This is a genomic window from Streptomyces sp. NPDC048606, assembly GCF_040650855.1.
Classification (GTDB): Bacteria; Actinomycetota; Actinomycetes; order Streptomycetales; family Streptomycetaceae; genus Streptomyces.
Window position 1 is genome coordinate 104,277 of sequence record NZ_JBEZIB010000012.1, and the last position, 21,118, is coordinate 125,394.

General features: G+C 71.2%; 17 protein-coding genes. 7 read left to right on the top strand and 10 right to left on the bottom strand.

Features of this window, described 5'->3' with window-relative positions:
* Positions 1-15 precede the first annotated feature (15 nt).
* A complete protein-coding gene (locus tag AB0D01_RS15700; RefSeq protein ID WP_363055707.1) occupies positions 16-1,152 on the top strand; it encodes a hypothetical protein in 1,137 nt (378 codons plus the stop codon).
* A 4-nt stretch (positions 1,153-1,156) separates the two neighbouring features.
* Complete coding sequence (locus tag AB0D01_RS15705; protein WP_363055708.1) at positions 1,157-2,149, top strand: COX15/CtaA family protein; 993 nt, start codon at positions 1,157-1,159, stop codon at positions 2,147-2,149.
* Positions 2,150-2,259: 110 nt separating this feature from the next.
* Here AB0D01_RS15705 and AB0D01_RS15710 read toward each other — a convergent pair whose 3' ends face one another.
* The 3 genes from AB0D01_RS15710 to AB0D01_RS15720 all read right to left on the bottom strand — a co-directional run bounded on the left by AB0D01_RS15710 (position 2,260) and on the right by AB0D01_RS15720 (position 4,854).
* Positions 2,260-3,420, bottom strand: a complete 1,161-nt coding sequence (locus tag AB0D01_RS15710; protein ID WP_363055709.1) for an amidohydrolase — start codon at positions 3,418-3,420, stop codon at positions 2,260-2,262.
* A gap of 102 nt (positions 3,421-3,522) precedes the next feature.
* Positions 3,523-3,882 (bottom strand): hypothetical protein, encoded by a 360-nt coding sequence (locus AB0D01_RS15715; protein ID WP_363055710.1) that lies wholly within the window; start codon positions 3,880-3,882, stop codon positions 3,523-3,525.
* A 24-nt stretch (positions 3,883-3,906) separates the two neighbouring features.
* Positions 3,907-4,854, bottom strand: coding sequence for a heme o synthase (locus AB0D01_RS15720; protein WP_363055808.1), 948 nt, complete (start codon positions 4,852-4,854; stop codon positions 3,907-3,909).
* Positions 4,855-5,169: 315 nt separating this feature from the next.
* On the opposite strand from AB0D01_RS15720, the gene tkt reads away from it, so the two are divergent.
* From tkt to pgl, 5 genes are all read left to right on the top strand, one after another.
* A complete protein-coding gene (gene tkt / locus AB0D01_RS15725; RefSeq protein WP_363055711.1) occupies positions 5,170-7,260 on the top strand; it encodes a transketolase in 2,091 nt (696 codons plus the stop codon).
* Between the two features lie 36 nt (positions 7,261-7,296).
* On the top strand, positions 7,297-8,415 hold the full coding sequence (gene tal / locus AB0D01_RS15730; protein ID WP_363055712.1) for a transaldolase: 1,119 nt from the start codon (positions 7,297-7,299) through the stop codon (positions 8,413-8,415).
* A gap of 2 nt (positions 8,416-8,417) precedes the next feature.
* Positions 8,418-9,947: a glucose-6-phosphate dehydrogenase gene (gene zwf / locus AB0D01_RS15735; protein ID WP_363055809.1), complete on the top strand. Its 1,530-nt coding sequence runs from the start codon at positions 8,418-8,420 to the stop codon at positions 9,945-9,947.
* A complete protein-coding gene (opcA, locus tag AB0D01_RS15740; RefSeq protein ID WP_363055713.1) occupies positions 9,944-11,014 on the top strand; it encodes a glucose-6-phosphate dehydrogenase assembly protein OpcA in 1,071 nt (356 codons plus the stop codon). Before zwf ends, opcA begins: the two co-directional genes overlap by 4 nt.
* Before the next feature lie 155 nt (positions 11,015-11,169).
* Positions 11,170-11,952 carry a 6-phosphogluconolactonase gene (gene pgl, locus AB0D01_RS15745; protein WP_363055714.1) on the top strand — a complete coding sequence of 261 codons (783 nt, stop codon included), beginning with the start codon at positions 11,170-11,172 and terminating at the stop codon, positions 11,950-11,952.
* 104 nt (positions 11,953-12,056) lie between these two features.
* Here pgl and pgi read toward each other — a convergent pair whose 3' ends face one another.
* The 7 genes from pgi to AB0D01_RS15780 form a co-directional block, all read right to left on the bottom strand.
* On the bottom strand, positions 12,057-13,709 hold the full coding sequence (pgi, locus tag AB0D01_RS15750) for a glucose-6-phosphate isomerase (protein WP_363055810.1): 1,653 nt from the start codon (positions 13,707-13,709) through the stop codon (positions 12,057-12,059).
* Positions 13,710-13,874: 165 nt separating this feature from the next.
* On the bottom strand, positions 13,875-14,210 hold the full coding sequence (locus AB0D01_RS15755) for an RNA polymerase-binding protein RbpA (RefSeq protein ID WP_007263454.1): 336 nt from the start codon (positions 14,208-14,210) through the stop codon (positions 13,875-13,877).
* A gap of 167 nt (positions 14,211-14,377) precedes the next feature.
* Positions 14,378-14,608: a preprotein translocase subunit SecG gene (secG, locus tag AB0D01_RS15760; protein ID WP_363055811.1), complete on the bottom strand. Its 231-nt coding sequence runs from the start codon at positions 14,606-14,608 to the stop codon at positions 14,378-14,380.
* A 133-nt stretch (positions 14,609-14,741) separates the two neighbouring features.
* Positions 14,742-15,527, bottom strand: a complete 786-nt coding sequence (tpiA, locus tag AB0D01_RS15765; RefSeq protein WP_363055715.1) for a triose-phosphate isomerase — start codon at positions 15,525-15,527, stop codon at positions 14,742-14,744.
* 6 nt (positions 15,528-15,533) lie between these two features.
* On the bottom strand, positions 15,534-16,745 hold the full coding sequence (locus tag AB0D01_RS15770; RefSeq protein WP_363055716.1) for a phosphoglycerate kinase: 1,212 nt from the start codon (positions 16,743-16,745) through the stop codon (positions 15,534-15,536).
* A 149-nt stretch (positions 16,746-16,894) separates the two neighbouring features.
* Positions 16,895-17,899, bottom strand: coding sequence for a type I glyceraldehyde-3-phosphate dehydrogenase (gene gap / locus AB0D01_RS15775; RefSeq protein ID WP_362583638.1), 1,005 nt, complete (start codon positions 17,897-17,899; stop codon positions 16,895-16,897).
* A gap of 209 nt (positions 17,900-18,108) precedes the next feature.
* Entirely contained in the window at positions 18,109-21,075 is a 2,967-nt protein-coding gene (locus tag AB0D01_RS15780; RefSeq protein ID WP_363055717.1) for a M14 family zinc carboxypeptidase, read from the bottom strand.
* Positions 21,076-21,118 lie beyond the last annotated feature (43 nt).

Consider the following 21,118-nt stretch of genomic DNA (forward strand, 5'->3'; position numbering starts at 1 on the left):
CGCCGGGGGGCGGGCATGGCTCAGCGGGAAGCCGTTCTGCGGCTGGACGCGCAGTGGGCGCGGATCCGATCGGGGGCCGCGCACGCGACGCCCGAGGAGAGCGAGCGGCTGCTCGCCGAGTTGATCGGGGCACTGCGCGAGCCCGCCCGCACGGACCCCGAGTGCGCCGCCCGGCTCGGGCTGCGGCTGGCCGACCTCGCGGCGCGCAGGTTCGCCGCCGGCGACCGGGCCGGGGCCCTGGCCGCCGTCGAGGAGGGCCTGCGGCACGCGCGCGAGGCCGCCGGGCACGCCCCCGAGTACGCCCGCTGGTACGCGCGGGGACTGATCAACCAGGGCGTGTGGCTGGCCTGGCCGCTGAGCGACGCGGCGCGGCTGCCCCGCCACCCGCTCGGGGACGCCGCCGAGGAGGGCCCCGGCTTCATGGAACGGGCGGCCGGCGAACGGGCCCGTGACCTGACCCGGGCCGCCGTCGAGGTGTGGGCGGCCCTGGACCGGGGCGATCCGGTCAACCGGCGGGGGCTCGCGCAGGCGAAGGTGTTCCTCGGGGACCGTCTCGCGGAGCTCGGCCTCGCCGCCGAGGCCTTCGCCTGGGCGGTGGACGCCGAGGCGGACTTCCGCCGGCTGCTGCGCGAGGCGCCCGACCCGGAGGTGGCCCAGGAGGCGGAGGAGGCCCTGGACCACGTCGGCCGTCAGCTCGAACGGCGGCTGCGGCTGCTGTCCTTCGACTCCCTGGCCGGGCTGCGGGCGGACGGTCTGCTGCCCGAAGGGCTGCTGCCGCGGGCCGTGGTGGCCGCCCGGATCCAGGGCTTCTCCGCCGCGGAGGCGGCCCACCGGCTGGGGCTGGAGGTCGAGCAGGTGTCCACGATGCTGGAGGTGACCGCCTGGCGGGCGGTGTGGCGGGTGGACGTACGCGCCGCCGACGGGCTGTGGACCGCGGAGCCCCACCCCTGGCGCGACGGCGCGACGGTGCGCGACCGCAGCGCGCGGGAGGTGGGCGAGGAGCTGGTGCGGGGCTTCGTCGCCTCGCCCCGGTACCCGGGCGAGGGCGCCCTGTGGCGGATCCGCGTGTGGTGGCACGAGGAGGGCGACCCGGCCGGGGCCCGGTTCCGCCTGGTCGTCGGGGCCGACGCACCAGGACCCACCCCCTCGTGAAAGTTTGCACAAGGCTCCGCCTACGATAGGGGCCGTGTTGAACCCATTCGCATACCTCGCCGACCGCTGGACCCCGTCACCCCGGACCGTCCGGCGCGCGGCCCTCGCCGCGCTCGTGATGAGCGTGGTCATCGTCGTCACCGGCGGCGCGGTGCGGCTGACCGGCTCCGGTCTCGGCTGCGACACCTGGCCCAAGTGCACCGACGACAGCCTCATCGTCACCCAGGCCCAGGGCTTCCACGGCGCCATCGAGTTCGGCAACCGGATGCTGACCTACGTGCTGAGCGCGGCCGTCGGCGCCGTCATCCTCGCGGCCCGCTCGGCGAAGCCCTGGCGGCACTCGCTGACGAAGCTCGGCTGGATCCAGTTCGCGCTGGTGATGTGCAACGCCGTCCTCGGCGGCATCACCGTCCTGACGGGGCTGAACCCGTACAGCGTGGCCGGGCACTTCCTGCTCGCCACCGGCCTGATCACGGTCACCACCCTCACCTGGCAGCGCACCCGCGAGAGCGACGCCGCTCCCCGGCCGCGCGTGCCGGCACCGGTGCGCAAGCTGTCGTGGGCGTTGATCGCCACCACGCTCGTGCTCATCGCGGCGGGCACCGTCGTGACCGGCTCGGGGCCGCACGCCGGTGACCGCAGCGAGATCAAGCGGATGCCGTTCGACTGGGCGGCCACCGCGCACGTGCACGCCATCGCCGCCTGGCTGGTCTGCGCGCTGGCCGTCGCGATGTGGCTGGTGCTGCGGGTGGTCGACGCCCCCACCGACACCCGGGCGCGCGCCCGCGACCTGCTGGTGGTGCTGCTCGCGCAGGGCGCGATCGGCTACGTCCAGTTCTTCACGCAGCTCCCCGAGGTGCTGGTCGCCGCGCACATGCTGGGCTCCTGCCTGGTGTGGATCTCGGTGCTCCGCCTGACGCTGAGCCTGCGCGAGCGTTCGACGGAGCCGGTGGACGCCGCGCCGGCCCGCGACGAGTCCGCGCTCTCCGCGGTCTGACGCCGCGGTCCGAGGCCGCGGCCCGACGCCCGGCGGACGGGCGGGGCACTCCCCCGCCCGTCGTCCCCGCCCCGTCGGGTGCCGCCGGTCCCGTTCGTAGGTCCCGTCCGTCAGTCCCGTTCGTCCAGCCGGTAGACGCGGCGCGCGTTGCCCGCCGCGATCATCCCCGCGACGCGGTGCGCGTCGCGCCAGGACCAGGCACCGTCGGTGACCCAACCGCCCAGGACCCGCCCCAGGGCCTCGCGGAACACCAGGGCCCCGGTCGCGTGCAGCTCGGGAAGGCGTCGAGCCCCGCTGGAGTACAGCAGCTTCCCGAACGGGGCCAGCTCCAGCAGCTCGGCCAGTACGGCGCCGGCCCGCGCCCCCGTCCGCGCCAGGACGGGCCCGAGGTCCGCGTGCACGTGCGGGTACGCCGCCGCGAGCCGGGCCGCGTGCCGGTGGTGCGGGTAGCCGCCCAGCAGGACGACGTACGCCCCCAGTCCGGCGGTGGCCCGGACGAACCCGGTGAGCGCCTCGGGCGGCGCCGTGCCGGTGTGCAGCTGGATCGGCAGCCCCGAGGAGACCGCGCTCCACAGCAGGTGCCGCAGGAGTACGGGGTCGTGGACGGCCCCGCCCCTGGCGCGCCCGGCGATCCACCGGTCGGCCGCCCCGCGCACCTCGCCCGGCCCGGGCGGCTCGGCGGCCCGGAGCAGGGCCTGCGCGTACCCCGTCCCGTCGGCCATGGCGGCCCCGAAGCTGAAGGCCACGGCGTGCGCGGCGGCGTGGTGGACGGCTCCGGCGAGGTTGGCGAGGAAGGCGGCGACGGTTCCGGAGGTGTCCGCGGCCTGCTCGGCCAGCATCTCCAGCCGGACGACCTCGTGGGCCCGCGCCCGCCCGGCGAGGGCCAGTTCCCCGGGCCCGCAGACGTCCCCGCCGTCACCGTGGTGACCGGGATGCCCGGGGTGTCCGTCGTGGCCGGGGGCGCCGACGTCCCCCGTGTCGACGAGGAAGACGCCCACCCCGGAGCCCCGCAACAGCCTCCGGCCGCTCTCCGCGGCCCCGAGCTCGCGCCGCCGGGCGAGGTAGTGGGCGGGCGGGCAGTGCGGCTCCAGGCCGAGCAGGGGCGGACACCAGCGGCGTACGGCGAAGCCGGTCTGGGTGTCGAAGAAGGTGGTACCGGCGGCGGGCGGACCCGCCGAGCGGATCAGCTGCGCCTCGAAACCGGCGAGTCCCAGCTCCGTACGGAGCACTCCGTGGCAGTGCTGGTCCACCAGGGGCGGCGTTTCGATCATCCGGGCATCCCGTTGCGGACGTGGGGAAGGGGCTTCCACACGTCCTAACGGGTGAGCGGGGTGTGAGGTGTTGCTCGCGCTGTTGACCGACCCCCCACGGGATCAGGCGGCCGGGTTGGCGGGGCCGCCGATCTGGATGCCCGCCATGCGGGTCCACTCGTAGGGGCCGGTCTTGACCCGGGCGGCGAACTCGCCGTCGAACTCCTCGTGGAGCGTGAGGCCGGCCTTCTCGGCGGCCAGCCTCGCCACCTCGAAGGTCGGGGCGACGAGGTCGCCCCAACCGCCGTCGGCGCCGACGAGGACGATGCGGGTGCCGGCCTGGCCGATGTGCGCGAGGTGGCCCTGCGCGCCGCCGTGCTGCCCGGCGAACGCGTCGATCTGCCGGGCCAGCTTCGCGGCCTTGCGGTCCTGCTTCTTGTCTGTGGTGTCAGCGGTGTCTGTGGTCTCCGCGGTCTCTGCCATACACGGCATGCTACCGGCGAGTAATCAGCGGAGGAAGGGATCCACGGCCACGGCGACGAACAGGAGCGACACGTAGGTGATCGACCAGTGGAACAGCCGCATCTCCTTGAGCTTCGCGCCCGTCACCCCGGCCTTGGCCCGGGCGTTCAGCGCGTGCGCCTCCCACAGCCACCAACCGCCGGCCACCAGCGCGACCGTGGTGTAGAACCAGCCCGTGTAACCCAGCGGGGTGAGCAGCAGCGACACGCCGACCATCACCCAGCTGTAGATCACGATCTGCTTGGCCACGACCTTGTTGCCCGCCACGACCGGCAGCATCGGCACGCCGACGCGCGCGTAGTCGTCGGCCACCTTCATGGACAGCGGCCAGTAGTGCGGCGGCGTCCAGAAGAAGATGACGAGGAAGAGGATGACCGCGGCCCAGGAGACCTCGTTCTTCACCGCCGACCAGCCGATGAGCACCGGCAGGCAACCGGCGATGCCGCCCCAGACGATGTTCTGCGTCGTGCGGCGCTTCAACAGCATCGTGTAGACGACGACGTAGAAGAGGAGCGCCCCGAGCGACAGCGCGGCCGACAGCCAGTTGACCAGGAAGCCGAAGAACAGGGTGGAGATCACGCCGAGCGAGATGCCGAAGACCAGGCACTCGTTCGGGCTCACCATGCCCGTGACCAGCGGTCGCTGCGACGTGCGGTCCATCAGCGCGTCGATGTCGCGGTCGATGTACATGTTCAGCGCGTTCGCGCCGCCCGCCGACAGGTAACCGCCGAAGCAGGTCGCCAGGACCAGCCACAGCGACGGAACGCCCTGTTCGGCCAGGAACATCACCGGCACTGTGGTGATCAGCAGAAGTTCGATGATCCGCGGCTTGGTCAAAGCCACGAAAGCCATGGCCCGGGCCCCGAACGGCCGGTGACCGGGGCTCGTCCCGAGCACCCCCGCTGGACGGGATTCGACGGCCGTCACGCACACCCCTGAGAGAGAATCCAGCAAGCTCCGACTGGGCCCTTCCAGTGGATGAAGGCCCCGTAAAGGCTTGCGCGTACCACGCCACTGTAGACGTACCTCTTACCTCGCCCCGCGCGGGGGTCGCCTCGTGTTGGGCCGATCGGATCGGACCGGCACAGATGAAACCGGACGCGCACAGATGAACAGCGGGCTTCGACCCGGCGACGCACTACCGGCACTCGAATAGCCGCACGCCCTGGCGGGGGTAGGCTCGGAATCGCGCCGGTGTCACCGTTCGTCACCGGGAAAACAACATGTGGAGAGGAGCCCTGACCAACGGTGAGCACCAAGCCGACCACCACAGAGCTCGAGTGGACCGAACTGGACCAGCGGGCCGTCGACACCGCCCGCATCCTGGCCGCCGACGCGGTCCAGAAGGTCGGGAACGGCCACCCGGGAACGGCGATGAGCCTGGCCCCCGCCGCGTACACCCTTTTCCAGAAGGTCATGCGGCACGACCCGGCGGACCCCCAGTGGGTCGGCCGCGACCGTTTCGTGCTCTCCGCAGGGCACTCGTCCCTGACCCTCTACACCCAGCTCTACCTCGGCGGCTTCGGGCTGGAGCTGGACGACCTCAAGGCGTTCCGCACCTGGGGTTCCAAGACCCCCGGCCACCCGGAGTACGGCCACACGGCGGGCGTCGAGACCACGACCGGCCCGCTCGGCCAGGGCGTGGCGAACGCGGTGGGCATGGCCATGGCCGCCCGCTACGAGCGCGGCCTGTTCGACCCGGAGGCCGCCCCCGGCACCTCCCCGTTCGACCACATGGTCTACGCGATCGCGGGCGACGGCTGCCTCCAGGAGGGCATCTCCCACGAGGCGTCCGCGCTGGCCGGCCACCAGAAGCTCGGCAACCTGGTCCTGCTGTGGGACGACAACCACATCTCCATCGAGGGTGACACGGAGACGGCCGTCTCCGAGGACACCATGAAGCGCTACGAGGCGTACGGCTGGCACGTCCAGCGCGTCGAGCAGCAGGAGAACGGCGACCTCGACCCGAAGGCGCTCTACGCGGCCCTCCAGGCGGCGAAGGCCGAGACGGGCCGTCCGTCCTTCATCGCGGCCCGCTCGATCATCGCCTGGCCGGCCCCGCACGCCCAGGGCACCGAGGCCTCCCACGGCTCGGCCCTCGGCAACGACGAGGTCGCCGCGACCAAGCGCGTGCTCGGCTTCGACCCGGAGCAGACCTTCGAGGTCTCCGACGCGGTCATCGCCCACACCCGCGCCCTCGGCGACCGCGGCCGTGACGCCCGCGCCGCCTGGGAGAAGGAGTTCGCCGCCTGGCGCTCCGCGAACCCGCAGCGCGCCGCCGAGTTCGACCGCATCGAGGCCAACGAGCTGCCCGAGGGCTGGGAGGACAAGCTCCCCGCCTTCGAGACCGGCAAGGGCGTCGCCACCCGCGCCGCGTCCGGCAAGGTGCTGGAGGCGCTCGGCGCCGTCATCCCGGAGCTGTGGGGCGGCTCGGCCGACCTCGCCGGCTCGAACAACACGACCATCGACAAGAACTCCTCGTTCCTGCCGGTGGGCAACCCGCTGCCGGAGGCCGACCCGTACGGCCGCACCATCCACTTCGGCATCCGCGAGCACTCCATGGCCGCGGCCATGAACGGCATCGCGCTGCACGGCCACACCCGCATCTACGGCGGCACCTTCCTGGTGTTCTCCGACTACATGCGCAACGCCGTCCGCCTCTCCGCGCTGATGCACCTGCCGGTGACGTACGTGTGGACGCACGACTCCATCGGCCTCGGCGAGGACGGCCCGACCCACCAGCCGGTCGAGCACGTCGCCTCGCTGCGCGCGATCCCGGGCCTGAACGTGGTCCGCCCGGCCGACGCGAACGAGACCGCCATCGCCTGGCGCGAGATCCTGCGCCGCCACACCAAGGTGTTCGGCAAGGGCGCCCCGCACGGTCTGGCGCTCACCCGTCAGGGCGTGCCGACCTACGAGCGCAACGAGGACGCCGCCAAGGGCGGGTACGTGCTGTTCGAGGCCGAAGGCGGCCCCGCGCAGGTCGTGCTCATCGGCACCGGCTCCGAGGTCCAGCTCGCCGTCGCGGCGCGCGAGGCCCTCCAGGCCGAGGGCGTCCCGGCCCGCGTGGTCTCGATGCCGTCCGTCGAATGGTTCGAGGAGCAGGACCAGGAGTACAAGGACAGCGTCCTGCCGCCCTCCGTCAAGGCCCGAGTCGCGGTCGAGGCGGGCATCGGTCTGACCTGGCACCGTTACGTCGGCGACGCGGGCCGGATCGTGTCGCTGGAGCACTTCGGTGCCTCGGCCGACGGCGCCGTGCTGTACCGCGAGTTCGGCCTCACCGCCGAGGCCGTGACCGCGGCAGCCAAGGAATCCCTCGCCGCCGCCGACGCGCGCTGACACCGGCTACAAGTACAAGTAGGAGATGCAATTCCCATGACAGACGCACTGAAGCGCCTCTCTGACGAGGGCGTGGCGATCTGGCTGGACGACCTGTCCCGCAAGCGCATCACGTCCGGCAACCTGGCCGAGCTGATCGACCAGCAGCACGTCGTCGGTGTCACCACCAACCCGTCGATCTTCCAGAAGGCGATCAGCAGCGGTGACGGTTACGAGCAGCAGCTCGCCGACCTCGCCGCCCGCAAGGTCACCGTGGACGAGGCGATCCGGATGATCACCACGGCGGACGTCCGCGACGCCGCCGACATCCTGCGCCCGGTGTACGACGCGACGGACGGCCAGGACGGCCGCGTGTCGATCGAGGTCGACCCGCGCCTGGCGCACGAGACCACGGCGACCATCGCCGAGGCCAAGCAGCTCGCCTGGCTGGTGGACCGCCCGAACACGCTCATCAAGATCCCGGCGACCAAGGCCGGCCTGCCGGCGATCACCGAGGTCATCGGCAGGGGCATCAGCGTCAACGTCACGCTGATCTTCTCGCTGGAGCGCTACCGCGCGGTCATGGACGCCTACCTGGCGGGTCTGGAGAAGGCCAAGGCCGCGGGCCTCGACCTCTCCAAGATCCACTCCGTGGCCTCCTTCTTCGTGTCCCGCGTGGACTCCGAGATCGACAAGCGCCTGGACGGCATCGGCACCGACGAGGCCAAGGCCCTGAAGGGCAAGGCGGCCCTCGCCAACGCCCGTCTGGCCTACGAGGCCTACGAAGAGGTGTTCGGCGGCGAGCGCTGGGCCGCGCTGGACAAGGCGCAGGCCAACAAGCAGCGTCCGCTGTGGGCCTCGACCGGCGTCAAGGACCCCGCGTACAAGGACACCCTGTACGTGGTGGACCTGGTCGCCCCCGGCACCGTCAACACCATGCCCGAGGCGACCCTGGAGGCCACCGCCGACCACGGCGAGGTCACCGGCGACACCATCCGCGGCACGTACGGGCAGGCGCGCGCCGAGCTCGACGCGGTCGCGAAGCTGGGCATCTCGTACGACGATGTGGTGCAGCTGCTCGAAGACGAAGGCGTCGAGAAGTTCGAGGCGTCGTGGAACGACCTGCTGAAGTCGACCGAGGCGGAGCTGAAGCGCCTCGCCCCCGCGGAGGACTGAGTATTTTGTCGGTGAACGGAGCGAACCCGCTTCGTGACGCACAGGACCGGCGGCTCCCGCGCATCGCGGGGCCGTCCGGCCTGGTCATTTTCGGCGTTACGGGTGACCTGTCGCGCAAGAAGCTCATGCCCGCCGTCTACGACCTCGCCAACCGCGGCCTGCTGCCGCCGGGCTTCTCGCTGATCGGCTTCGCCCGTCGCGAGTGGCAGGACGAGGACTTCGCCCAGGAGGTGCACGACGCCGTCAAGGAGCACGCGCGCACCCCCTTCCGTGAGGAGGTCTGGCAGCAGCTGGTGCAGGGCTGCCGCTTCGTCCAGGGCGATTTCGACGACGACGCCGCCTTCGAGACGCTGAAGTCGACGATCGAGGAACTCGACAAGGCCCAGGGCACGGGCGGCAACTTCGCCTTCTACCTGTCGGTCCCGCCGAAGTTCTTCCCCAAGGTGGTCCAGCAGCTCAAGGACCACGGTCTGGCGCAGAAGGAGGGCTCCTGGCGGCGTGCCGTCATCGAGAAGCCCTTCGGCCACGACCTCAAGAGCGCCGAGGAACTGAACAAGGTCGTCCACGAGGTCTTCCCCCGTGACGAGGTCTTCCGGATCGACCACTACCTCGGCAAGGAGACCGTCCAGAACATCCTGGCGCTCCGCTTCGCCAACACGATGTTCGAGCCGATCTGGAACCGGTCCTACGTGGACCACGTGCAGATCACCATGGCGGAGGACATCGGCATCGGCGGTCGCGCCGGCTACTACGACGGCATCGGCGCCGCCCGCGACGTCATCCAGAACCACCTGCTCCAGCTGCTGGCGCTGACCGCGATGGAGGAGCCCGGCTCCTTCCACCCCAAGGCGCTGGTCGCGGAGAAGCTCAAGGTGCTCACCGCCGTGGAGCTCCCCGAGGACCTGGGCAAGCACACCGTGCGCGGCCAGTACTCGGCGGCCTGGCAGGGTGGCGAGAAGGTCGTCGGGTACCTCGAAGAGGACGGCATCGACCCCAAGTCGAAGACCGACACCTACGCGGCCATCCGCCTGGAGATCAACAACCGCCGCTGGGCGGGCGTCCCGTTCTACCTGCGCACGGGCAAGCGCCTGGGCCGTCGGGTGACCGAGATCGCGGTGGTCTTCAAGCGGGCGCCGTACCTGCCGTTCGAATCGGGCGCCACCGAGGAACTGGGGCAGAACGCCCTGGTCATCCGGGTGCAGCCGGACGAGGGGATCACGGTCCGCTTCGGCTCCAAGGTGCCCGGCACCTCCATGGAGGTCCGGGACGTGACGATGGACTTCGCGTACGGCGAGTCCTTCACGGAGTCCAGCCCCGAGGCCTACGAGCGGCTCATCCTCGACGTGCTCCTCGGCGACGCGAACCTCTTCCCGCGTCACCAGGAGGTCGAACTGTCCTGGAACATCCTCGACCCGATCGAGGAGTACTGGGACAAGCACGGCAAGCCCGCGCAGTACCCGGCGGGCACCTGGGGGCCGGTCGAGGCGGACGAGATGCTCGCACGAGACGGACGGAGCTGGCGCCGGCCATGAAGATCGACCTCACGGAGACCACCTCCAGCAAGATCAACGCCGCGTTGGTGCAGGCGCGCCGGGACATCGGCACGCCGGCCATCGGCATGGTCCTCACGCTGGTGATCGTGACCGACGAGGAGAACGCGTACGACGCGCTCAAATCGGCGAACGACGCGTCCCACGAACACCCGTCGCGGATCGTCGTCGTGGTCAAGCGGGTCAGCCGCTCACCGCGCAGCCGCCGCGAGGCCCGACTCGACGCGGAGATCCGCGTCGGGGCGGACTCGGGCACCGGCGAAACGGTTGTGCTGCGCCTGCACGGCGAACTGGTCAACCACGCCCAGTCGGTGGTTCTCCCGCTCCTCCTGCCGGACGCCCCCGTGGTGGTCTGGTGGCCGGAGGGCGCCCCCTCGGACCTGGCGGGCGACCCGCTGGGTGCGCTGGGCCAGCGTCGGATCACGGACACGTACTCCCTGGAGCACCCGATCGGCGCCCTCGCCGCGCGGGCCTCGGCGTACGCGCCCGGTGACACGGACCTGTCCTGGACCCGGATCACTCCGTGGCGCTCGATGCTGGCGGCGGCACTGGACCAGCAGTCGGTGTCCGTGCTGTCCGCGACCGTCGAGGGCGAGGACGAGAACCCGAGCTGCGAGCTGCTGGCCATGTGGCTGGCGGACCGCCTCGGCGTCCCGGTCCAGCGCACCCTGTCCGGTGGTCCGGGCCTGACCGCGGTCCGGCTCACGACGAAGGACGGCGAGGTCGTCCTGGACCGGGCCGACGGCGCGCTGGCCACGCTGTGCATGCCGGGTCAGCCCGACCGCGCGGTGGCGCTCAAGCGCCGCGACACGGCCGAGCTGCTGGCGGAGGAGCTGCGCCGGCTGGACCCGGACAACACCTACGAGTCCTCGCTGAAGTTCGGCGTGACCCGTCTGGAGGAGTCCGCCGCCAGGGCCGCGGCCCCGGTCGCCGCCGCGAAGCCGGCGGACCGGGACGAGGACCGCTCCGAGGCCCCGCGGGCCGAGGAGGGGGCCGAGGCTCCCAAGCGCGCGGCCAAGCCCGCCGCGAAGAAGGCCGCGACCAAGTAGTCGCGGACCGGCAGTACGCCGGCCCGGCGCGGGTCCCTCCGCCCGCCCGTCCCGTTCCCCGGGAGGGGCGGGCGGGGGACCCGCGCCGTGGTCGTCACCCGCACCACCGCACGGCACCACCCACCGCACTATCGACAAGGCGGCAGCACATGGGTATGACGACTCCCCAGGTCGTCGTCCACCGGGACAAGGAGCTGATGGCCCAGGCCGCGGCGGCCCGGCTCATCACGAAGATCGTGGACGCGCAGGCCGCCCGGGGCAGCGCCTCCGTGGTCCTGACCGGCGGTCGCAACGGCAACGGCCTGCTCGCGGCCCTGTCCGCCGCCCCGGCGCGGGACGCGGTCGACTGGTCCCGGATCGACCTGTGGTGGGGCGACGAGCGCTACGTCCCCGCCGACGATCCCGAGCGCAACCACGTACAGGCCCGTGAGGCCCTCCTGGACTCCGTCCCGGTGGACCCCGCGCGCGTGCACGTGATGCCCGCCTCCGACGGCCCGTACGGCGCCGACGTGGACGCCGCGGCGGCCGCGTACGCCGCCGAGCTGGCGCGGGCCGCCGGCCCCGAGGACCACGGCCCGGTCCCCCGCTTCGACGTCCTGATGCTCGGGGTGGGCCCGGACACGCACGTGGCCTCCCTCTTCCCGGAGCACCCGGCCTCCCGCGAGACCGAGCGCACCGTCGTCGGCGTCCACGGCGCCCCGAAGCCCCCGCCCACCCGGGTCTCGCTGACCCTCCCGGCGATCCGCGCGGCCCGCGAGGTCTGGCTGCTGGCCGCCGGTGAGGACAAGGCGGGCGCGGTGGCCATCGCGCTGGGCGGCGCGGGCGGGGTCCAGGCCCCCGCCGCGGCCGCGTACGGCCGCAGCCGCACCCTGTGGCTGCTGGACCGCGCCGCCGCCGCGAAGCTGCCGACCGGGCTCTACCCGCCTGCGTCCGCCTGACCCGAACGACGCGAGAGCGCCCCCGCACCGGTCGGTGCGGGGGCGCTCTCGTCGTGCGTACGGGGCCGTACGCGGCGGCCGCGCTGGCCGCCGTCGGATTCCCGTCAGCGGCCGCGCAGTTCGCGGTAGGCGGCCACGAGGGCGCGGGTCGAGGGGTCGAGGTCCGCCACGTCCGAACCCTCCGTCAGGGCGGGCTCCAGGCGCTTGGCCAGGACCTTGCCGAGCTCCACGCCCCACTGGTCGAAGGAGTCGATGTTCCACACCGCGCCCTGGACGAACACCTTGTGCTCGTAGAGGGCGATCAGCTGGCCCAGCACCGCCGGGGTGAGTTCGCCCGCCAGGATCGTGGTCGTCGGGTGGTTGCCCTGGAAGGTCTTGTGCGGGACCAGTTCCTCGGCGACGCCCTCCGCGCGGACCTCGTCGACGGTCTTGCCGAAGGCCAGGGCCTGCGTCTGGGCGAAGAAGTTCGCCATCAGCAGGTCGTGCTGGGCCTCCAGGGCGGGCGGCAGCTCGGCGACGGGGCGGGCGAAGCCGATGAAGTCCGCCGGGATCACCCGGGTGCCCTGGTGGATCAACTGGTAGTAGGCGTGCTGGCCGTTGGTGCCGGGCGTTCCCCACACCACCGGGCCGGTCTGCCAGTCCACCGGCTCGCCCTGACGGTCGACGGACTTGCCGTTGGACTCCATGTCCAGCTGCTGGAGGTAGGCCGTGAAGCGGGAGAGGTAGTGGCTGTACGGCAGCACCGCGTGCGACTGCGCGTCGAAGAACGCCCCGTACCAGATGCCCAACAGGCCCAGCAGGAAGGGGGCGTTGCTCTCGATCGGCGCCGTGCGGAAGTGCTCGTCCATGGCGTGGAAGCCGCCGAGCAGCTCGCGGAAGGCGTCCGGGCCGATCGCGATCATCAGGGACAGGCCGATGGCCGAGTCGAAGGAGTACCGGCCGCCGACCCAGTCCCAGAACTCGAACATGTTGGCCGGATCGATGCCGAACTCGGTGACCTTCTCGGCGTTGGTGGACAGGGCCACGAAGTGCCGTGCCACGGCGGCCTGGTCGCCGCCCAGACCACCGAGCAGCCATTCCCGCGCCGAGGTGGCGTTGGTGATGGTCTCGATGGTGGTGAAGGTCTTGGAGGCGATGATGAACAGCGTCTCGGCCGGGTCCAGTTCCCGCACGGCCTCGTGCAGGTCGGCGCCGTCCACGTTGGAGACGAAGCGCAGGGTCAGGCCGCGGTCGGTGAAGGACCGCAGGGCCTCGTACGCCATCGCGGGGCCCAGGTCGGAGCCGCCGATGCCGATGTTGACCACGTTCTTGATGCGCTTGCCGGTGAACCCGGTCCACTCCCCCGACCTGATCCGGTCGGAGAAGGCGGCCATCTTGTCGAGGACGGCGTGTACGCCGGGGACGACGTTCTCCCCGTCGACCTCGATCACCGCGTCGCGCTCGGCGCGCAGCGCGGTGTGCAGGACCGCCCGGTCCTCGGTCGTGTTGATCTTCTCGCCGCGGAACATCGCGTCGCGCAGGGCGCTCACGCCCGTCGCGGCGGCCAGGTCGCGGAGCAGCTCCAGCGTCCGGTCCGTGACGAGGTGCTTCGAATAGTCGATGTGCAGGTCCCCGACCCGCAGCGTGTAGCCGGTGCCCCGCTCGGGGTTCGACTCGAAAAGCTCCCGCAGATGCGTCTGCCCCAGCTCTTCCCGGTGCTTGCCGAGTGCCTGCCACTGCGGCGTCCGGTTGAGCCTCATGCGGCTGTCTGCGTTCATCTCGGACATCAACCCACTTCTTCCGTCCTGTTGTGCCCCGCCGCGACCAACCTAAGGGATCCGAAGGGGGACAACGCACACAAAGGGGTCCGGCCCGCGGGATTCGTACTCCCACGGGCCGGACCCCGAGTCACTCTTGAGTGTGGCCCCGGCTCAGGCCGAGTCTCAGATCTCGCCGCGCAGCTTGGCGAGGGCCTCGGCGAGGATCGCCTCGCCGTCGGCGTCGGTACGGCGCTCCCGCACGTACGCGAGGTGGGTCTTGTACGGTTCGGTGCGCGGCGGAGCGGGCGGGTTGTCCCGGTCCTGGCCGGCCGGGAATCCGCAGCGCGGGCAGTCCCAGGTGTCGGGGACCTGCGCGTCGCTGGCGAAGCTGGGCTGCGTCTCGTGCCCGTTCGAGCACCAGAAGGAGATGCGCAGACGGGGCGCGGATTCCCCGCGCTCGGCCTCGCCCATCGGCCCGGCTCCGACCCGACTTCCACGAATCGCGTTGCCACTTGCCACGGTCGTAACTCCCTGCGTGATGGTGCCGCCAAGCGTGAGGGTATACCCGCCGAGGGCGCCCCGGTCTCCGTAGGGCCCAACCCGCGTGCAACAAACGGAAGGAGGGGCGCCGGAGCTCAGGATAGGGCCGCCACGGGGGGCGGGACCGCCGGAATGACGAGAACCGGTCAGCCGCTCGACTTCATCAGGAGGCCGAGCGCCACGATGCAGGCGAACCAGAGCAGGCCGACGACGACCGTGATGCGGTCGAGGTTGCGCTCGGCCACCGAGGAGCCGCCGACGGAGGACTGCATGCCGCCACCGAACATGTCGGACAGGCCGCCGCCCTTGCCCTTGTGCATCAGCACGAGCAGCATCAGCAGAGCGCTGAAGACGATCAGGGCGATCGAGAACCCCATAACCACGGCTGATTCCTACTTTCTGGGCTTGCGGATGCTGCTGGGATGAAGCGGGGGCCGGTGGCTGCCCGTGCAGCCTCCGGCCCCCGCAAGGGTACGACGGATCCGTCCTACCGCATACTCACCGGTCGCTTCACTGGTCGCGGAAGCGGACGATCTTGACGAACTCGTCCACGTCCAGCGCCGCACCGCCGACCAGGGCGCCGTCGACGTCGGGCTGGGCCATGATCGCGGCGATGTTGCCGGACTTCACGGAGCCGCCGTACTGGATGCGGACCTTGTCGGCCAGCTCCTGGGAGTACAGCTCGGCGAGCCGGCCGCGGATCGCCCCGCAGACCTCCTGGGCGTCCTCGGGGGTGGCGACCTCGCCGGTCCCGATGGCCCAGACGGGCTCGTACGCGATCACGATGGACTCGGCCTGCTCGGCCGGGATGTCCTTGAGGCCGCCGTCCACCTGGTTCAGCGTGTACTGGACCTGCTGACCGGCCTTGCGGATGTCGAGGCCCTCGCCGACGCACAGGATCGGGGTGATCCCGTGCTTGTAGGCGGCCTTGACCTTGGCGTTGCAGACCTCGTCGTTCTCGCCGTGGTACTGGCGGCGCTCGCTGTGGCCGACGGCCACGTAGGCGCAGCCCAGCTTCGAGAGCATCGGGCCGGAGATCTCGCCGGTGTAGGCACCGGAGTCGTGCGCCGAGACGTCCTGGGCGCCGTACTTGATCTTCAGCTTGTCGGCCTCGACGAGGGTCTGCACCGAGCGCAGGTCGACGAAGGGGACGAGCACCGCGACCTCGACGGCGTCGAAGTCCTTGTCGGCGAGGGAGAAGGCGAGCTTCTGGGTGTGGGCGATGGCCTCGAGGTGGTTGAGGTTCATCTTCCAGTTGCCCGCCATCAGCGGGGTGCGGCCGTTCACGGTGGTCATATGGGTTCAGCCCTCCAGGGCGGCGAGGCCGGGGAGCGTCTTGCCTTCGAGGTATTCGAGGCTGGCGCCGCCACCGGTCGAGATGTGGCCGAAGGCATTCTCGTCGAAGCCCAGGATGCGGACGGCGGCGGCACTGTCGCCACCGCCGACCACGGTGAAGGCGTCGCTGTCGACGAGGGCCTGGGCGACGGCCTTCGTGCCGTTCGCGTAGTCGGGGTGTTCGAAGACGCCCACGGGACCGTTCCAGAAGACGGTCTCGGCGTCCGCGATCTTCGACGCGTACAGCTCACGCGTCTTGGGGCCGATGTCCAGCCCCTCCTTGTCGGCGGGGATCTTGTCCGCGTCGACGGTCTCGAAGACGGCCGGGGCCTTGGTCTTCAGGTCGGGGAACTCGGCGGAGACGAGGACGTCGACGGGGAGCACCAGCTCGACGCCGGTCGCCTTCGCGCGCTCCATGTACTCCGTGACCTTGTCCAGCTGGTCTTCCTGGAGCAGGGAGATGCCGACCTCGTGCCCCTGGGCCTTGAGGAAGGTGTACGCCATGCCGCCGCCGATGAGGATGCGGTCGGCCTTGCCGAGCAGCTCGTCGATGACGGCGAGCTTGTCGGAGACCTTGGCGCCGCCGAGGACGACCGCGTACGGGCGCTTGACGTCGGCGGTGAGCTTCTTCAGGACGCCGACCTCGGTGGCGATGAGGTACCCGGCCGCGTGCGGCAGGCGCGCGGGCAGGTCGACGACCGAGGCGTGGGCGCGGTGCACGGCGCCGAAGCCGTCGCCGACGTAGAGGTCGGCCAGCGCGGCCAGCTCGTCCGCGAAGGCACCGCGCTCGGCGGCGTCCTTCGAGGTCTCGCCGGCGTTGAAGCGCAGGTTCTCGATGACGGCGACCCGTCCGTCGGCGAGGGCCGCGACGGTCTCCTTGGCGGAGGTGCCGACGGTGTCGGTGGCGAACGCCACGTCCGCGCCGAGCAGTTCGCCGAGCCGCTTGGCGGCCGGGGCCAGCGAGAAGGCCGGGTCCGGGGCGCCCTTGGGCCGGCCCAGGTGGGAGGCGACGACCACGCGGGCGCCGGCTTCGGCGAGCTTCGCGATGGTCGGCAGGACGGCGCGGATGCGACCGTCGTCGGTGATCTCACCGTTCGCCAACGGCACGTTGAGGTCGGCGCGGACGAAGACCCGCTTGCCGGCGACGCCCTCGGCGAGCAGTTCGTCGATCGTCTTCATGTGTTTCCTACTCCTTAGGAGACCTTCACCCGGAGGGCGAGGACGGGAGGGCCAGGCAAGCGACAGGGCCCGAACGGCGCCTCATCGCGCCGAGCGGACCCTGTGCTCACATCGTTGTGCCTTGCCCTACGTTTCTTGGAGCCGACCGCCTAGAGCTGGCCGCCGACGAAGACGGTGAGGTCGACGAGTCGGTTGGAGTAGCCCCACTCGTTGTCGTACCAGCCGACGACCTTGACGCTCTTGCCCTGGACCATCGTCAGGGAGGAGTCGAAGGTGCAGGAGGCGGGCCAGTTCACGATGTCGGAGGAGACGATCGCGTCCTCGGTGTAGTCGAGGATGCCCTTCAGCTGGCCCTCGGCGGCCTTCTGGAAGGCCGTGTTGACCTCGTCCTTGGTCACCTCGCGCTCCAGCTCGATGACCAGGTCGGTCACGGAACCGGTGGGGACCGGGACGCGCATCGCGATGCCGTCGAGCTTGCCCGCCAGCTCCGGGATGACCAGGGCGGTGGCCTTGGCGGCACCGGTGGTCGTCGGGATGATGTTCTCGGCGGCGGCGCGGGCGCGGCGCAGGTCCGAGTGCGGGAAGTCCAGGATGCGCTGGTCGTTGGTGTAGGCGTGGACCGTCGTCATCATGCCCTTGACGATGCCGAAGTTCTCCAGGAGGACCTTGGCCATCGGCGCCACGCAGTTGGTGGTGCAGGAGGCGTTGGAGATGACGTGGTGGTTGGCCGCGTCGTACTTGTCCTGGTTGACGCCCATCACGATCGTGATGTCCTCGTCCTTGGCCGGAGCCGAGATGAGGACCTTCTTCGCGCCGGCCGCGATGTGCTTGGCGGCGTCGGCCTTCTTCGTGAAGATGCCGGTCGACTCGATGACGATGTCGGCGCCCAGCTCGCCCCAGGGGAGGTTCGCGGGGTCGCGCTCGGCGAAGGTCTTGAAGGTGTTGCCACCGACGGTGATCGTGTCGTCGGTGTGGGAGACCTCTGCCTTGAGGCGGCCCAGGATGGTGTCGTACTTGAGCAGGTGCACCAGGGTGGCGTTGTCAGTCAGGTCGTTGACACCGACGATCTCGATGTCCGCTCCCTGCTCCAGGAGTGCCCGGAAGTAGTTGCGGCCAATGCGGCCAAAACCGTTGATGCCTACGCGGATCGTCACGAACCGATCTCCTCGTTGGTGCGCCGGCCTGTCCGCCGGCGAGCTGTATGGGATGTCCCCGACCGCTTATGACCCTACCTCTCCGTGAGCTTCGGAGTGACATCGACCGGGGCCTGACACTCCCCGGAGCCCTGTACCACCCGCTCCGGCACGGGGCTCCGGGGACTTTCGCCCCCGTCACGCAGGGTGACGGGGGAAGGGGTCGCAGGTCAGCGGTTCAGGGACCTGAGGGCCTTACCTACGAGTAGGGCGCGGTCCTTCGCCGCGGGCACGTGTTCCAGGCCGAAGCCGAGGAGCACCGTGTCACGCGTAGTGACCGAGGCGAAGGACTTGAACAGCTCGCCGGTACGGGACCAATCGCCCGCGACATCGGGACTTCCGGCCGGAGCGGGCCCGGTGCTCCAGGCCCCGAGGGAGGTCTCGAACCCCTCGACGGCCTGGTCGGAGCCGCCCGCGGACACCCGCGCCTCGTCGGCGAAGACGCCGCGACCGCCGGATCCGGGGTCGGTGACGGAGGACAGGGACACCTCCACGGACTTGCCCGCGTAGGCGCTCAGGTCGAAGGAGACCTGCTTCCAACCGCCGGAGGAGCCGGTGAAGCTGTTCCACGCGCCGCTCTGACCACGCGCCGTGCAGCCCGAGGAGTCCAGCGTGAGGTAGCGCCGCAGGAACGGGTGGCCGTTGACGAAGAATCCGGCGGCGCACTCCGTCGGAACTGTGGCGGAGCTCAGCCCGCCCGCGTCCGGAAGTGTGGTCCAGTCGTCGCCGTCGGCGGTGCGGGCCTCCAGGAGGGCGTGGTCGTAGCCCTCCTCGGTGTTCCAGTTGAGGGCCATCCTCAGCTGCGGCCGGTCGGCGGCGGTGACCCCGGTGAGGTCGATCGTGCGCGTGAGCCGCTTCCAGTCGTCGTCCTCGTGCGTGGCCGAGGCCATGCTGGTGCCCGCGTAGGGGGCGTACGGGTTCGCCACGCCGGCGTACCGGCCCGACTGCGCGCTCTTGAACTGCGGGAACTGCGCGGCCGGCAGGGTGTCGGAGGTGACGGTGTAGGCGCCGGGGGCGTTGAGCGGGTTGCCCGCCGCGTCGCCGAGGCCGCCGGCCGCGCCGCCGAGGGCGCCGTCGCCGGTGAAGCCGGTCGGGCCGGTGACGCTCGCCCGGCCGTAGGCGCCGAGCCAGTACTGGCTGAAGTCGTTGGTGACGGCGCGGCCGACCTGGGCGTTGCCGCCCGCCAGTTCACCGGCCTCGATCAGTTTGCCGCCCTCGTTGAGGAAGTCGCGCACGGCGAGCTGGGTGTCCCCGCCGGGGGACTTGGCCCCGGTGTAGTGGACGGCGGTGGTGAAGTGCGCGAGGACGCCCAGGTGGTGCGGGGCTCCCTGGGTGGCGACGTCCCAGACGGCGGCGGACCTGCCGTTGGCGCGCAGGGCGTCGACGTAGCCCTGGGCGTGCACGGCCTTGGCACCCTCCTCCGCGATCACCAGGACGTCCGCGCGGGGGCGCTCGGCCACGGTGAAGGCGAAGTTCCCGCCGGTGACCTTCCGGTCGGCGCGGTCGCGGCCGGTGAACCAGACCTCGACCCTGTCGCCGGGCCTGGTCCCGTCGACCTTGGCGCGGTACTCGTCGAACCAGTTGTTGTCCTCGCCGCCGTAGACCTCGCCGCCCTTCCAGGCCTTGAGCTCGTCGGTGTGGGTGCGACCGCCGTTGACGCGGAAGTGGAGCGTCTTGTCGCGCAGCGACTTGCGGGCGGTGACGGAGACGGTCTGGTCCTCGCCGCGCGTCACGTAGGAGGTGGTGAAGGGGTCCGCGGTGAAGTCGGGGGCGCTCAGGCCGACGGCGGAGGCCGGTCGGTCCGGGTGCGCCGCGCTCTCGCCGACGGTCAGCGCGAAGGGGATGTTCTTGGCGAACTCGTCCTGGATCAGCTTCTCGTCGTCGGGGAAGTTGAACCCGGACGCGCAGTCCTCGGGCTTCCAGCGGTCGTTCGGGTCGAGGGCGGACGCCGTCTGGCAGGTCGTCATCTCGGGGGTGAACATCATGATGCCGTTGGCGTTGGCCGCGTGCCCGTCGGCCTCGCCGTTGGTCGTGTAGAGCTCGGAGGACAGCTGGGGGTGGTAGCCGGGGACGGCCGGGTTCTCCGGGGTGCCGGCGAGGGTCCGGTAGGCGACGTCGTCCGGGGTCGGGGTCGCGACCTGCCAGCCGACCCCGTAGAGGATCAGTTCGGACGCGGAGTGGTAGTTGATCGCGTACCGGAAGCCGACGCGCTTCTGGAAGGCGTCCAGGGCCTTGGTCTCGGGCTCGGAGGAGGCCGCGGGGCCGCGGTAGGTCTCGCTCGACGGGCTCGGCGAGGAACCCTCGTTGTCGTAGCCCCACTTGTAGGCGAAGTTCCGGTTGAGGTCGACGCCGTCGCCGGCGGTGATCTTCCCGTCGCCGTTGTTGTCCCGGAGGTTCTTGCGCCACAGGCGGGCGCTGTCGGCGGTGAAGGTGTGGTCGTAGCCGTCGGGGTTGGCCGAGAGCAGGAACCACAGCTCGGTGGAGTCCACCAGCCTGGTGATCCTCGGGTCCTTGCCGTAGTTGTCGAGGGTGTGGTGCATCAGCCGCCGGGTCATCTCGGGGGTGATCCACTCACGGGCGTGCTGGTTGGACATGTACAGGACGGACGGTTTGTCGCCGTCCTTCGCCCTGGCCGCGTCGCGGGTGACCTTGAGGGCGAGGATGTCCTTGCCCCGGACGGTCTTGCCGATGGACACGACCTTGGTCAGCCCCGGGTTGGCCCGGGCCGTCGCCAGGATCTCCTCCTGGAGTCCGCCCTTGCCGCTGTAGGGCCGGAAGACGCCGCCCCCCGCGGCCCGGTCGCGGGCCAGTCCCCGATCGGGGGCCTTGCGCTCCGCGAGCCCGATGCCCTGGGCCGCGAGCGACTTCGCCTGCTCGCCGGTGAGGAACAGCTCGACCTTGGCGGTGCCGGACTCGGGTGCGCGTTCGGAGAGTTCGTGGGCGTCCTGGCCCGCGGCGAGGACGAGCGGGACCTGTTCCCGGGTGATGTCGGCGTCGTAGACGCGTACCTCGTCGGAGCCGGAGGCGGCGCCGGGAGCGGGGCCGGGAGCGGGCTGGGCCGCGGCGGGTAACGCGGCGAGTGTGGTGCCGATGACGAGTGCGCTTGCGGCGAGGATCGTTCTCGCGCGTTGCCTCATGTGCCCCCCTGGGCGTCGTCTGCAACCGAAGCTACCGAAGCTA